The organism is Streptomyces sp. NBC_00989 (genome assembly GCF_045162655.1).
Lineage (GTDB): Bacteria > Actinomycetota > Actinomycetes > Streptomycetales > Streptomycetaceae > Streptomyces.
Window position 1 is genome coordinate 8680487 of sequence record NZ_CP108728.1, and the last position, 13392, is coordinate 8693878.

Here is a 13392-nt window from a genome sequence, read left to right on the forward strand (position 1 = left end):
AGGGCGGAATCCGGTGAGTCAGAGGGTGTCGGGCTGACGGGTCCGTTCATCGGTGACAATCTCGGGCACCGCGTCCAGGACCTCCTGGAGCCAGGCGATCTCGGCGCGCAGCCTGTGCGCACTGTGACTGACCGCTAGTGCCTCGCTCACCGTCAGGTAGCCGCCGTCGACGGCGTTGGCGTTCAGCGCCTCGGTGTCCGAGAGCATGGAGGCGAGTTCATCCAGCCGGGATGCGATCACCGTGTGGAGCTCGTCCAGCTTCTCCGGGTCGAGGCGGGTGAGGGCCAGGTCGAACGGGTCCGGCTTCATCCAGATGTGGCGCAGACTCTCGGACTGGAGTTCCTTGAGACGCAGCCGCCCTTCACCGGTGATGCCGTACACCTGACGCTCGGGCAGATTGCCCTCCTTCTCGGTCCTGACCTCTTCGAGCAAGCCCTCAGCCAGCAGACGCTTGATCGCCTGGTACAGGCTGCCCACGGACACGTCCGTCCACAGGTGCAGATGTTCCCGCTCGGCCTGGAGGCGCACCCTATGCCCGTGCATCTCGCCGTTCCTCGCGAACGTGTCGAGGATGAACAACCTGATCGATGACATACGACTACTCTTGCATGAGTACTCGTTCGTAGGCAACCGTTCGATGTGCTGAACATCGGCTCCAGGAGCGACCGCGTCGAGGTCACGAACGGGATTCATCGCCGAGCTCGCCGCCGTGACTGAACAGTGAGCGATTTCCAGCATCCCGATGCCGACCACAAGTTGGACGCCCCTGCGCAACGACAAAACTCCTGGTAGACGGGTTCTCGACCAAGATCACCCGTGCCTGCCAGGAGCTTCGCATGCTTGTCTACTCATCCTCGATCGATCTGTCCAGCCGAACCCTGCGGTTCCTTACCGGTCAACTGGCCGCGCGGCAGGCGAAGATCGGTACACGGTGGCGACGTCTGGCCGTCGGCCGCCAGGCTCTGCTCGCCCTCGCGCACCTGCGGTGCGGTGATACCTACGCCCAGCTCGCTGCCGGATTCGACATCGGGATCGCCACGGTCTGCCGCTATATACGCGAAGCCGTCGAGGCCCTGGCCGCCCTCGCGCCTTCACTCGCCGAGGCGATGCGGACGATCCGCGAGAAGGCGTTCGTGATCCTGGACGGCACCCTGCTGCCGATCGACTGGGGGCACCTCCCAGCCGAAGGCTGGGGGAGATCGCTGCGGACTCCCCGTACTACTCCGGGAAACACAAGCGCCACGGCATGACATCCAGGTCCTCGCCGATCCGTTCGGACGCCTGCTCTGGGCCTCGCTCGCCCTGCCCGGATCGACCCACGACCTCACTGCTGCCCGACACCACGGAATCATCGACGCGCTCACCGAGGCGGGCCTGAAGTGCTGGGCGGACAGTGATGATGGGTGATGGCGTCACCGATAGATCTGTCCCTTGGGCTGACTGACCGGAATCTCGTGTCCTTGCCTTGATCCGTCGGTCTGTCGGTGACGCCGTCGCACGTGGCCGGCCAAAGGCATCGTGACTTCATAGGGGCTTGTGCGAGAAGACCCGTCACTGTCGTGTCCGCCTGCCTCGACTGGCGCGTGTTGCCCTGTCAGCACGATGAGAAGGCAGCAGCTCCTGCATGATCGACCAGCAGCCCGGGAACGAAGTCTTCGCCGGAGTCGACACCCACACCGATACCCACCACGCCGCCGTCGTGGACCCTCTGGGACGTCCCCTCGCCGACCGAGAATTTCCCACGACCACCCAGGGATACCGCGCCCTGTTGACGTGGCTCATCACCTTCGGCCACGTACAAGCCGTGGGTGTGGAGTGCACAGGCTCCTACGGCGCCGGACTGACTACGGTGCTGAGCGCGGCCGACCTGACGGTGGTCGAGGTCAACGTCCCCGACCGGGGTACCCGACACGCCCGCGGCAAATCCGACCCGATCGACGCCTATGCCGCCGCCCGCGCAGCAGCCTCAGGACGAGCTACAGCCATCCCCAAGTCCCACACCGGCACGGTGGAAGCCCTTCGCCAGCTGCGCGTGGCCCGCGCGTCTGCGATCAAGGCCAGAACCCAGGCGATCAACCAACTCATAGGCCTGCGGGTAACCGCTCCCGAACCTCTGCGTGCATCGCTCACGGGGCTCACCCGTACCGCCCTGGTCAACTGCTGCCTCCGGCTCCGGCCGGCAGCTGATCTCACCTCTCCCGCCGACGCCGCTCGGTATGCGCTGCGGCAACTGGCACGCCGCATCCGCATGCTCACCGAGGAGATCGACGAGGTCACCGAACACTTGGCGACGCTCACCACGTCCGCCGGGCCTGAGCTCGTCGCACTGTTCGGCGTGGGCACCGAGACCGCCGGCCAGCTCTTGGTCACGGCCGGCGACAACCCCGAACGCCTGCGCACAGAGGCCGCGTTCGCCGCTCTGTGCGGCGCCGCTCCAGTTCCGGCTTCCTCCGGACGCACCGACCGACACCGACTCAGCCGAGGCGGGGACCGCCAGGCCAACCGCGCCCTCCACATGATCGCGGTGGTCCGGATGCGCTATTGCCCCCGCACTCGCGCCTACGTTGCACGCCGCACCCAACAGGGACTGACCAAGAAGGACATCATCCGTTGCCTCAAACGCTTCATCGCCCGCGAGGTCTACCACGCCCTCACTCGCACTCACCCCGGCAGCACTACCTCAGCAACTTGACTTCTATAGGAGCATCAAGGCGTATCAAGGCGCCGGCGGGCCTGTTCGAGTCCCGTTCCGCGGTCGCCGTCTGAAGGGAAGCGCCGCCACAACACCAGTCACGCCAAGATCCGATGCGTCGGCGAACGAGCTATGGCCACGCTCAAGGACTGGCGTCTTCTGCGGAAGCTCCGCTGCAGCACCAACCGGATCACCGACATGGTGAAGGCCGTCCTCGTCCTTCACCACGCGTCAACGTGAGGTTGGAAAACGCTCAGTAGCCGCTCCCACGACCCGCTGCCTACGAACGCAGGTGAACGCCCCCGTACGGGTCCCACCACCCCACCACCACAGTTGGAAAGCGTGTTGGAGCACTGAGTCCAAGACTCCGGTGCCGAACGTCGGCCGGCCCGCAGCCACGAAGTGGTCACACCGTGGTGTATTCGTTCTGTGCCCCTCACAATTCCTGATCATGGAGTGGCTCTCACTTACGATCCCCCTCGTCACAGCGTCGGTTGCTTCGGGGCTCGAAGCCCTGACCAGCGATCTTGTTGAGGAACGAAGGGGCCTCCGAAACCGCGTGCGCAGGTTCGAATCCTGCTGTGAGTACGGGTGAGGGTCCTCGGATCGATCATGCTCCAGGGCCTTTCGCGGTCAGAGAGTTGATCGATTGGGCAGGGCACGACCGCCGGCCATCGGGTGTGGCTGATCAGGCGGGAATCCAGTCAGGCCACTGTGGAGGGACGTTACTCACGGGGCAGAGGCCAGAGTCGCCGGGATAGCCGTCCAGCGTCCCCCGGGTCGCGAAGAACCACCATGCCAACCACACCGTCGCAACAACCACCAGCACCGTCGGCAGTGAGACGGGGACCGCCGTTGGCGCGCGAACCACCAGACGTCGAGCGACGGCCCGCGCCACGATCCCAACGAGTGCTTCGCCGCACACGACAAGAGGGAGCAGGAAGTTGAGTTCGAAGCGTCCGCCGGCCTCGTAACCCGCGTCGCAGTACGCGCGCGCCCAGACGGCCAGGGACCAGGCGACGCAACCCATAGCAGCTCCGAACAATGCGGAGCCCGCCCAGGGGAGACAGGAGGTGGATCTCGGTTCGGCTGTGTGCACGACATGACACGACATCGAACGCACCATTCACGGTTCCGAGATGGGCGCAGGTGAGTGTCCAACTGCGTGACAACACCGACGAACAACGGCGGACGAGCACGAACGCCTGCGGACCGTCAGCCCAGTTGAGAGGCACACCAGCCCAAGTCACCACCCCCACTCAAGTTGCTTCGGGACGAAGGGGTCGTGAGCTAAAGGCCATCGCGCTCGATCAGTGAACCATCAGGGCCCAGTGAGTAGACACGCGGCAGGGCCACGGCTTCCACGGCTCTACGCAACTCCGCTTCGTGCTCTGCGAGATCGAGCCCGTGGGGGTCCTGCGTATGGAATCCGTGCAGCTCGATGGCGTCTGCATCGACGCCATCAGGCTCGGGGCGCCCCTCCTGGATGAAGCCACACAACGCCCTCAACGCGTCTTCGCCCAACTCCAGGGGGTGAAACGGCAGCGGGTACGGCTCTTCTTTGTCGCCGGGCCAGGGCGCGATGTCAGCCGGGCGTTCTTCGGCCCAGTAGGGGAGTTCGAAGGAGAGCGGTTGGCCGATGTTCTCGATGATGCCGCTGCCCGGGGACAGACTCAGCGAGCGGACCAGGCGCCCGTCCTCCCACACGGCGAACGCCAGCCAGTCGACGACACTGTGCATCGCGTGCAGGACGAGCCGTCGGCCCGCGCTTGCCGCCACGAGGTGCTTGGGGAGCTGGGAGGGGAGGTCGATCATCACCCTCTGATCGCCGATGACTTCCACGCCGGGCCAGCTGGCCGCGTAGGCCGTTCCCCTCGGGGGTACACGCCGTCCCAGAGAGTCGAGCCTTCGCACTCCTCGATCTCCCAACCCGGATACAGCCGCCTCATCAGGGCGGCCGTCCGGTCACGGTCCGCCAGCCCTACTCGTCGCAGCAGCCCTGGTATGTCGCCGTCGGCATACACCAGCAGTCCCGTCTTGGCTCCCAAGGCCCCTCCCAGAGCGATGCCCATCCTGGCGACGCATAGCCGCACGCACTGACAACAGGGCTGCCACGGCCACGGCTCGGCCGTCCCACGCTTCCTAACGACGGCCAGACGCCCAGCCCGCACCCGTGACCGCACCACAACCGCACCAGATCGAGCGGGGAACAGCGCGGAATCACGGGGAGTACAGCCGAGGCCAGCTGGGTTTCATTCGGCTCGTTCGCGCAGGTCAGCGCCCCAACTGCCCCCAAACGCCCTCAACTTACCAAGCTGAGGGGCATGCCCCCGCATCCGCGCCTGGGCCGTAGAGTCCCCGCGAGGGGGAGAGATGACGTCTCTGACGATCACGTGGACGCTGTTCAGTCACGGCTGGGCTTCCGTCAAGGTGGCCGACGAGCACGGCCAGGGCGAAGCCTTGGCTTCTTATGTCACGGGCGGGCCCGAACAGTTCCTCTGCGCCATCGCCAGGCTCGTTCTTGGTGACGTAGACAGCCGCGCCGAGTTGGAGGGGGAACCACAGGTGTACCGGTGGTTCTTCCATAGGAATGGATCTGCGGTCGATGTTCGCCTGCTCCTGGCTGACGACGACCAGGCGCCGGACAACGCAGGGAAGGTTCTGTGGTCAGGCCGCCACACCGTCACGGCACTTGCACGATCTGCCGTCCGGGCCTTCGACCGGATCGATCACGAGCAGGGTGAAGAGTCGTACGAGTCTCATTGGGGCCGGCCCTTTCCCCGGACCGAACTCGAAGCCCTGCGAGCCGCGATGAGGGCACACCAGCGCAGCCATACCAAGTCCCTGACACCACCAAGTGACAGCGGCGAGGCGGGCTGATGAGCGGGAGGCCTGGGTCGTCTCCGGGCCGTCCAAGGTCGCTCGACAGTTACCGAAGACGGCCAGCGACGGCTACCAGGCGCAGGGGCTGACTGCTCCTGGTCGGCAAATACCCAGCTCCCCAAGCTCCTCGACGAGATCCAGAACATCTCGACCCCGTTCAGGGTGTCCGGACCCGACGACCGCGAGCATCCGGCGGTAGTCCTTGTGGACCGTTGAGATGGTTGGCTGCCGGCAGGCGAAGGGACTTGCGTCTCCCGTAGGGGGAGACGCGAAGGTGGGCGGCATGGACGGCGACACGCTCTACTCGATCGGTGAACTCGCTCGGCGGACCGGGCTCACGGTCAAGACCATTCGGTTCTACTCCGATCGCGGAATCGTGGCGCCGACGGACCGCAGCCCGGCCGGCTACCGCCTGTACGGCATCGATGCCGTCGCACGCCTGGACCTCGTAAGGACCCTGCGCGAACTGGGACTTGACCTCTCCACGATTCGCAAGGTCGTGGACCGTGAGCTCTCGCTTCCCGAGGTCGCCGCGGCGCACGCCGAAGCGCTGGCCGTGCAGATCCGTGTCCTGCGCCTGCGGTGCGCGGTGCTGACGGCGGTGGCCGAGCGCGGGTCCACACCTGAGGAGACGGAACTCATGCACCGGCTGGCCCAGCTCTCCGAGGACGAACGCCGACGTCTGATCGGCGATTTCCTCGACGCCGTATTCGGCGGTCTCGACGACGACGCCCCCGCGTTCGCCGGGGTCATGCGCTCCATGACCCCCGAACTGCCCGACAACCCGGAGGCTGAACAGGTCCAGGCGTGGGGGGAGTTGGCCGAACTGTCCCTGGACCCGGACTTCCGCGCCTTCCTGCGGCGGATGGCCGAGGACCAGGCGGCTGAGCAGGTCCGGGGCGATACGACGGTCCCGCGTCGCGACATCGCCGTAGCCGTCCGTGACCAGGCATGGCCGGCCCTGACCGCCGGCATTGATCCGGCCTCCCCTCAGGCCGATCCGTTCGTCGCGGCGTTCGCCGCGCACTACTCGCAGCTCCTGGGCCGTCCCGACGGCATTGAACTCCGCCACCGGCTGGTGACCCGGCTGGAGAGCGTCAACGACCCCCGCAGGGAGCGGTATCTCCAGCTGCTCGCGGTGGTCAACGGCTGGGCGGCCCCGGAAAGTCTCGCCCCCGTCTTCGACTGGTCCGTCCAGGCTCTGCGCATCCGGACACAGGGACGTATGAGTCCCTGAGATCCAGGGGGACAACGCAACGCCCCCACCGGTCGTCACCGGCAGGGGCGTTGCTCTGCTGACCGAGGGGGGCTCAGGTCAGCAGGTCTATGCAGTCGAACGACGTGCCCGGGCTGAGGAAGCCCGAGCCTGTCGAACCACTGACGGCGTTGATCTTCAGTACGTTGTACCGCGTCGCGTCCGAACTCCATGCACTGGAAGGGACGTTGAAAACGAACGTGTGGTTGTTTCCGCGGTAGGAACCCGTGGTGAGATCACGCGTCGAGGGTTGGGTGGGAGGAGTGGGGATCGCCGAGACCCAGTCGTTCACGGTGACTTGGGGGCGGGCGTTGATGTACGCCGTCGTCACCCCGACCCGCAGGGTGTGCGCTGCGGCGGCCTGTGCCGCGGTGAGCTTGAAGTACACGAGTACCCCGTTGTTGACGTCCTTCCAGATGTACGCCGGGAAGGACGCGACCTCGCTCCCGCTGCCGATCGTGACGTTGCCGGTCCACTTGGACGCGCGGGCGTCGGAGGGATGCGCGTACGTCATCAGCTCGGCGTTCTTGAACTCCCCTGGTGTGCCGTCCCAGTTGCCGAGTCGCCATACGGCCGACGCGGTGGACGGGTCGCCGGTGATGGTCAGGGTGTGCAGGGACGTAGTACCGCCCGCCGTCACCGCCACCGACTGGCTGTGCACGGCGAGTTCGCCCTTGAAGACGGTCAGCGTGTACGTCCCCGGGAGCATCCCCTTGCAGGAGAACGCGCCGGTGCCCGCCGCGGCCTTCGCCCAGTACTGCGCGTTGGCGTTCGAAAAGGCCACCGTGTAGGGGTAGTTGGCGTCCATACCCTTCAGGCCGACCCCCGCCACCTTGCCCCGGCCCGCCTTGCCGACCCAGCCCGTGATGCCCAGCGAGTCCACCCAGGAAGTGTCGAGGTTCGCCGCCGAGAGGGAGGGGGACGGGGTGCCGCCGTCCGTGAACGTCACCACGAACGGGCCCTGGAGACCGAAGCGTTCGGGCTCCGTCTGGGCCTCGTTGTAGTGCAGGATCTCGTACAGCCCGGCGCCGCCCTCGTTCGAGTGGCGCAGCAGTGAGCGGTAGAACGGGCCGCCGGATGCCTTCTCGTGGTTGGAGCGGACCAGGTACAGGCCGACCGAGCCGGTGGTGAAGCCGACGTGGTCGTAGTCGATGGTCCGCTTGCCCGAGTAGTGCTTGGAGCGGGTCGTGCCGTCGGGATGCTTCCAGACGTCACCGGCCTCGATGATCGTGTCGGTGGTCGAATCCCACGCGTCCGAACCGAAGTTGGGGAACACCCCCGGCTTCACGCGCACGATGTACCGCGTCGCGGTGAAGGAGGCGTCCGCCTTGTTCGTCCACAGGTAGACGTTGTTCTCGCCGCTGCGGGCCGCGTACCACTGGGTGATCGCGCCGTGCGCGACCTTCACCAGAATCGTCGAGCCTGATTGCTTGATCGTGACCGTGGAGGCGCCCAGCCCGGACTCGACATGCGAGTGCTTGCCGCCGTAGCCCTCGTACTCCTTGCCCTTGTAGGCGAGGGACGTGATGTCACCGGTCGACTTGGAGATCTTGAGGACGAGCGAACCGCCCGTGGTGATCACGTAGTTGGAACCGTCGTCGGTGTATCCGAAGGCGGCGGCGGAGGCGGACGGGAGGAGACCGGTGCCGCCCGCGACGGCCGCGCCGGTGGCGGCGACACCGATCGCGGAGGCCCCGAGCACCCGCCTGCGGGTGAGGTGCTTCTTGTGCGTGCTCAAGCGACTTGCTCCGTGTGACTCCGTGCGAGAGGAACCTTGCGCCTCTTGGTCGTCACCGGCGGAGAAAGGGTTGCCGCACGTCCGAGATTTTTTCTACGGCCGACGGCTACGACTTCTGTGCCGCGAAGTCGCCCTTCACCGCGAGCTGTTGGCCGGTCGCCGTGCCCGCCGCCGAGTAGCTGTCGTCCTTGGCGTCCCGGCCGCCGCGCGCATGGTTGTACTGCCCGGCGAAGACCCAGTCCCCGGCCGCCACCGTACGGCCCTTCTTGAGCACCCAGGTGTAGACCAGGAACCCGTCCTGCTCCGTCACCGTCTGCGTGAAGTCCTGCTCGGGCAGCGAGCGCCAGGCGCCCGCGGAGGTGACCCCGGCGGTCAGCTTGACCTTCAACTGGACGGTGAGCGCGGTGAGTTGCTTGGTCGTCTTCAGGGTGACGTCGCTCTGCGCCCAGAAGTCGTTGCTGCCCGGGTCGATCGAACCGTCCGACCAGAGGGGGCCGTCCTGGGTGCCGGAGGCGGCCGGCAGCACGGGTGTGGAGGCGGAGGCGGTCGGGGACTTCGTCGGCGAGGTGCTCGCCTTGGGGGAGCCGTGCGAGGTGTCGCCGGAACCCGAACTCGGGCTCGGGGCAACCGGTTTGACCGGTGTACGGCTCGTCGCGTCCGGCGACGGAGTGGGCGTCGGCGTCGGTGAGACGGACACCGTCTGCTCGGCGGGGGTGTTGTTCTTCACCGCGGACGCCACCGCGTAGCCGCCGATCGCGAGGACGCTCGCCACCGCGGCCGTGGCGCTGACGACCCGCACCCAGCCGAACACGGGCGGCCGGGTGGCCCGGTGGTCGGGGCGGGACTGCGCGGCCATGCCGCGTTCGAGCCGCGCCAGGATGCGGGCGCGGTCGGGCTCGTGCCCTTCGGCCGCCTCGTGCAGCCGGGCGATCAACTCGTCGTCGTGCACGTCCTGGTGCCTCATCGGGTCCTCCCTCCACTCTCGCCGCCGCGTGCCAGCGCCGCGTGCATCCGCAGCGGAGGGCTCTGCGGACCGAGCAACCGCTGCAACTCCGCCATGCCCTTCGACGTCTGGCTCTTAACCGTACCGACGGAAACACCGAGGGCGAGCGCGGTGTCCTTCTCCGACAGATCGAACGCGTGCCGCAGCACCACACAGGCCCGCTTGCGGAACGGCAGCCTGCGCAGGGCCTCTTGGACGTCGACCACGCCGGCCACGTCCGGGTTCTCGGTCTTCTCCTCGCGCTGTGACCAGAACAGGGCGACCCGCCGCCGCTCGCGCACCGCGCTGCGGATCCGGGTGCGGGCCAGATTGGCGACGACCCCACGGGCGTAGGCCGCGGGATGGTCGGCGGCGCGCACCCGGTCCCAGCGGTGCCAGAGCGCGAGCAGCGCGTCGGCCGCGAGATCGTCGGCGGCGTCCGCCTCACCCGTCAACAGATGGGCGAGCCGGGACAGTTCGGCGTAGTGGCGTTCGAAGAAGGCGTGGAACTCCTCGGAGGCGGCGTCGTCGACGACTGTGCCCACGGCGGACCTCTCCTCGCTGCGGTTTTGTGTGTGTCATGTAGATGACACGTGTTTGTTCGGGGATGACCCCCGCGAGATCCGGAAGCGTAGCAGTGATCAACAGGCGCCTCTGGTACGGACCTTCGAACGGCGTCTGGCAGGTCGACCACGTGCTGACAGGCCGACCTCGATTCCGTAACACGGGGAAAACCTGAAACAGGTTCAACGCGGGAACAATCCAGCCAGCATCCGCGCACCGATCATTGAAGCCACGAGGAGTACCCGCATGTCCGAGTCACAGAAGGTGGCCGACCGGCCAAGTGCCGAACCACCGGCGGCGAACGGTGTCGACCGGTTCTTCAAGATCTCCGAACGGGGATCCACCTTCGGCCGTGAGATACGCGGCGGCTTCGCCACGTTCTTCACGATGGCCTACATCCTCGTCCTGAACCCGATCATCCTGGGCAGCGCCAAGGACAAGTTCGGCCACACCCTCGACACCGGCCAACTGGTCACCGCCACCGCCCTGGTGGCCTGTGTGATGACGGTCATCATGGGCGTCGGCGGCAACCTGCCGCTCGCCATCGCGGCGGGCCTCGGCCTCAACGCCGTCGTCGCCTTCCAGCTGGCGCCGCTGATGAGCTGGCCCGACGCGATGGGTCTCGTCGTCATCGAGGGCGTCCTGATCTGCGTCCTGGTCCTCACCGGGCTGCGCGAGGCGATCATGAACGCGATCCCGCAACAGCTCAAGCAGGCCATCGGCGTCGGCATCGGCCTGTTCATCGCGTTCATCGGCTTCGTCGACGCGGGCTTCGTCAGTCGTATACCGGACGTCGCCGAGACCACGGTGCCCGTGCAGCTCGGTGCCGTCGGTCATCTCACCGGCTGGCCCGTCCTGGTGTTCTGTCTCGGTGTCCTGCTGACCATCGCGCTCCTCGCCCGCAAGGTGAAGGGCGCGATCCTGATCAGCATCGTCACGATGACCGTCCTCGCGATCGTCATCAACTCCGTTGCCGACATCAAGAGTTGGGGCCTGATGACCCCCAAGGTGCCGGACAAGATCGTGGCCGCGCCCGACTTCGGCCTCATCGGTCACTTCAGCCTGTTCGGGGCCTTCGGTGAGACCAGCGCGATCACCGTGGTCCTGCTGATCTTCACGCTGATCCTGTCGGACTTCTTCGACGCGATGGGCACGATCGTCGGTATCAGCGCGGAGGCCGGTCTGCTGGACGACGATGGTCAGGTGCCGAACATCGGTCGCGTCCTGTTCATCGACGGTGCGGCCGCCGTTGCCGGCGGTATCGGGTCCGCGTCCTCCAACACCGCCTATATCGAGTCGGCTTCGGGGGTCGGTGAGGGGTCGCGTACCGGGTTCTCGAACCTGATCACCGGTGGGCTGTTCGGGCTTGCGCTGTTCCTTACGCCGCTGCTCACGATCGTGCCGTTGCAGGCCGCCGCGCCCGCGCTGATCGCCGTCGGGTTCCTGATGATGACCCACGTCAAGCACATCGACTGGGACAAGTACGAGATCGCGATTCCGGCGTTCCTGACCATCGCCGCGATGCCGTTCACGTACTCGATCACCGATGGCATTGGGGCGGGGTTCATCTCGTACGTCGTGATCAAGGCCGTGCTGGGTAAGGCGAAGGAGGTCAACTGGTTGCTGTGGGGGGTGTCGGCGCTCTTCCTGGTGTACTTCGCGATCGACCCCGTTGAGCAGATTCTCGGTGTGAAGTAGGGGTCGCTGCGCGATCGGCCGCGAGTTCGTCGTGGCTGGTCGCGCCCACGCGGCGGAGCCGCACATAGACACAGCCCCGCGCCCCCAAAGACAAAAGCGGAGCGTTACTGCAAGGCCGCTTTCATCATTGCCTTGGCCACCGGGGCCGCCAAGCCGTTGCCGCTGATCTCCGACCTTGCCGCGTCCGACTGTTCCACCAGTACCGCCACCGCGACCTGCTTGCCCGTCGAGTCGGACTTGCCGTACGCGGTGAACCAGGCGTACGGCGACTGGTCGTTGTTCTCGCCGTGCTGGGCCGTGCCCGTCTTGCCGCCCACCGTGACACCCGCGATCTCGGCGTTCGTGCCGGTGCCGTCCGTGATGACCGTCTGCATCGCCGACTGGAGTTGCCGGGCCGTGCGCGAGCTGACGATCTGCTTCGTCGTCGTGCTGTCGTCGTAGTTGTGGACCACGTCCCCGCCGCTGTCGGTGGTCTCCGACACCATGTGCGGGGAGACCAGCTTGCCGTCGTTGGCTATGGCTGCCGACACCATGGCCATCTGGAGCGGGGTGGCGGTCACGTCGTACTGGCCGATGCCCGTCAGGGCCGTGGACGACTTGTTCATGTTCGACGGGTACACGCTCGGGTACGCCCGCACCGGGATGTCCAGCTTGTCGTCGTTGAAGCCGAACTTCTCGGCCATCGCCTTGACCTTGTCCTGGCCCAGGTTGACGGCCATCTTCGCGAACACGGTGTTGCAGGAGTACTGGAGCGCGACCCGGATCGAGGCGTTCTCGCAGGGCGCGGAGGAACTCTCGTTCGTCAGCTTCGTGACCGTGCCCGGCAGGGTGTACGGCGAGGGGCTCGTCGTCTTCTCGTCCACCGAGGAGTACAGCCCGTCCTCCAGCGCGGCCGCCGCCACGACCAGCTTGAACGTCGACCCGGGCGGCAGCGGCTGGCGCAGCGCGCGGTTGGTCAACGGCTTGTCGGAGTCCGCGGTGAGCTGCTTCCAGGCCGACGCGGCGGTGTTGGCGTCGGTCAGCGCCGAGGGGTCGTAGGACGGGGTCGAGACGACGGCGAGGATCTTGCCGGTCGTCGGATCGATCGCGACGGCGGCACCCTTCTTGTCGCCGAGCGCGTCGTACGCCGCCTTCTGTACATCCGGGTCGATGGTCGTGACCACGTTGCCCGGGGCGGCCCGCTCGCCGGTGACCGTGTCCATGGCCGTCTTCAGGCTGCTGTCCGTGCCGTCGAGGAGATCGGCGTAGATCCCCTCCAACTGCGTCGGCGCATAGCTCTGCGAGGCGTAACCCGTCACCGCCGCGTAGAGCTTGCCGTCCGTGTACGTGCGCTTGTACGCGAGGTCGCTGCTGCTCCCCGTCCGCGCCGAGCCGGTGATCGCGTTCCCGGCCACGATGATGTTCCCGAGCGGGTCCGCGTACGTCTCGATCGCGTTGCGCCGGTTGTCCTTGTCGTCCGCGAGTGCCTGGCCGTCGTAGAACTGCACCCAGGTCGCCCGCACCAGGAGGGCGAGAACGAGGAGCAGTACGAAGACGGAGGTGCGCCTGATCGTCTTGTTCATCCCGCTCTGAAGACGACC

At 66.7% G+C, this 13392-nt stretch carries 9 protein-coding genes and 3 pseudogenes; 6 read left to right on the forward strand and 6 right to left on the reverse strand.

What is annotated here, in order from left to right; genetic code table 11:
* Positions 1-18: 18 nt before the first annotated feature.
* Positions 19-594, reverse strand: a complete 576-nt coding sequence (locus OG714_RS38950; RefSeq protein ID WP_406128180.1) for a PadR family transcriptional regulator — start codon at positions 592-594, stop codon at positions 19-21.
* Positions 595-836: 242 nt separating this feature from the next.
* Here OG714_RS38950 and OG714_RS38955 point away from each other — a divergent pair.
* The 3 genes and pseudogenes from OG714_RS38955 to OG714_RS38965 all read left to right on the forward strand — a co-directional run.
* Positions 837-1392 (forward strand): annotated as a pseudogene (locus OG714_RS38955) (transposase family protein); the annotation flags it as partial.
* Positions 1393-1624: 232 nt separating this feature from the next.
* Complete coding sequence (locus tag OG714_RS38960) at positions 1625-2692, forward strand: IS110 family transposase (RefSeq protein WP_406118162.1); 1068 nt, start codon at positions 1625-1627, stop codon at positions 2690-2692.
* 16 nt (positions 2693-2708) lie between these two features.
* A pseudogene (locus OG714_RS38965) lies at positions 2709-2932 on the forward strand (transposase family protein); the annotation flags it as partial.
* A gap of 1050 nt (positions 2933-3982) precedes the next feature.
* On the opposite strand, the pseudogene OG714_RS38970 reads toward OG714_RS38965, so the two are convergent.
* Positions 3983-4764, reverse strand: a pseudogene (locus OG714_RS38970) (DUF6928 family protein).
* Positions 4765-5065: 301 nt separating this feature from the next.
* Here OG714_RS38970 and OG714_RS38975 point away from each other — a divergent pair.
* On the forward strand, positions 5066-5572 hold the full coding sequence (locus tag OG714_RS38975; RefSeq protein WP_406128181.1) for a hypothetical protein: 507 nt from the start codon (positions 5066-5068) through the stop codon (positions 5570-5572).
* 286 nt (positions 5573-5858) lie between these two features.
* Positions 5859-6812 carry a MerR family transcriptional regulator gene (locus tag OG714_RS38980; RefSeq protein ID WP_406128183.1) on the forward strand — a complete coding sequence of 318 codons (954 nt, stop codon included), beginning with the start codon at positions 5859-5861 and terminating at the stop codon, positions 6810-6812.
* 73 nt (positions 6813-6885) lie between these two features.
* Here the strand turns inward: OG714_RS38980 and OG714_RS38985 are convergent, their stop codons facing one another.
* The 3 genes from OG714_RS38985 to OG714_RS38995 form a co-directional block, all read right to left on the reverse strand.
* Positions 6886-8568 carry a rhamnogalacturonan lyase B N-terminal domain-containing protein gene (locus tag OG714_RS38985; RefSeq protein WP_406128184.1) on the reverse strand — a complete coding sequence of 561 codons (1683 nt, stop codon included), beginning with the start codon at positions 8566-8568 and terminating at the stop codon, positions 6886-6888.
* A gap of 106 nt (positions 8569-8674) precedes the next feature.
* Positions 8675-9532: a hypothetical protein gene (locus OG714_RS38990; protein WP_406128186.1), complete on the reverse strand. Its 858-nt coding sequence runs from the start codon at positions 9530-9532 to the stop codon at positions 8675-8677.
* Complete coding sequence (locus OG714_RS38995) at positions 9529-10095, reverse strand: SigE family RNA polymerase sigma factor (RefSeq protein WP_019060605.1); 567 nt, start codon at positions 10093-10095, stop codon at positions 9529-9531. Before OG714_RS38995 ends, OG714_RS38990 begins: the two co-directional genes overlap by 4 nt.
* A 265-nt stretch (positions 10096-10360) precedes the next feature.
* Between OG714_RS38995 and OG714_RS39000 the strand changes: the two genes are divergently transcribed.
* Positions 10361-11812, forward strand: a complete 1452-nt coding sequence (locus OG714_RS39000) for an NCS2 family permease (RefSeq protein ID WP_406128188.1) — start codon at positions 10361-10363, stop codon at positions 11810-11812.
* Between the two features lie 104 nt (positions 11813-11916).
* Here OG714_RS39000 and OG714_RS39005 read toward each other — a convergent pair whose 3' ends face one another.
* Positions 11917-13374: a peptidoglycan D,D-transpeptidase FtsI family protein gene (locus OG714_RS39005; RefSeq protein ID WP_406128190.1), complete on the reverse strand. Its 1458-nt coding sequence runs from the start codon at positions 13372-13374 to the stop codon at positions 11917-11919.
* Positions 13375-13392 lie beyond the last annotated feature (18 nt).

Coding starts and splice junctions, on each gene's coding strand:
- OG714_RS39000 (WP_406128188.1), top strand. CDS start 10,361: ATGTCCGAGTCACAGAAGGTGGCCGACCGGCCAAGTGCCGAACCACCG.
- OG714_RS38975 (WP_406128181.1), top strand. CDS start 5,066: ATGACGTCTCTGACGATCACGTGGACGCTGTTCAGTCACGGCTGGGCT.
- OG714_RS38960 (WP_406118162.1), top strand. CDS start 1,625: ATGATCGACCAGCAGCCCGGGAACGAAGTCTTCGCCGGAGTCGACACC.
- OG714_RS38990 (WP_406128186.1), bottom strand. CDS start 9,532: ATGAGGCACCAGGACGTGCACGACGACGAGTTGATCGCCCGGCTGCAC.
- OG714_RS38980 (WP_406128183.1), top strand. CDS start 5,859: ATGGACGGCGACACGCTCTACTCGATCGGTGAACTCGCTCGGCGGACC.
- OG714_RS38950 (WP_406128180.1), bottom strand. CDS start 594: ATGTCATCGATCAGGTTGTTCATCCTCGACACGTTCGCGAGGAACGGC.
- OG714_RS39005 (WP_406128190.1), bottom strand. CDS start 13,374: ATGAACAAGACGATCAGGCGCACCTCCGTCTTCGTACTGCTCCTCGTT.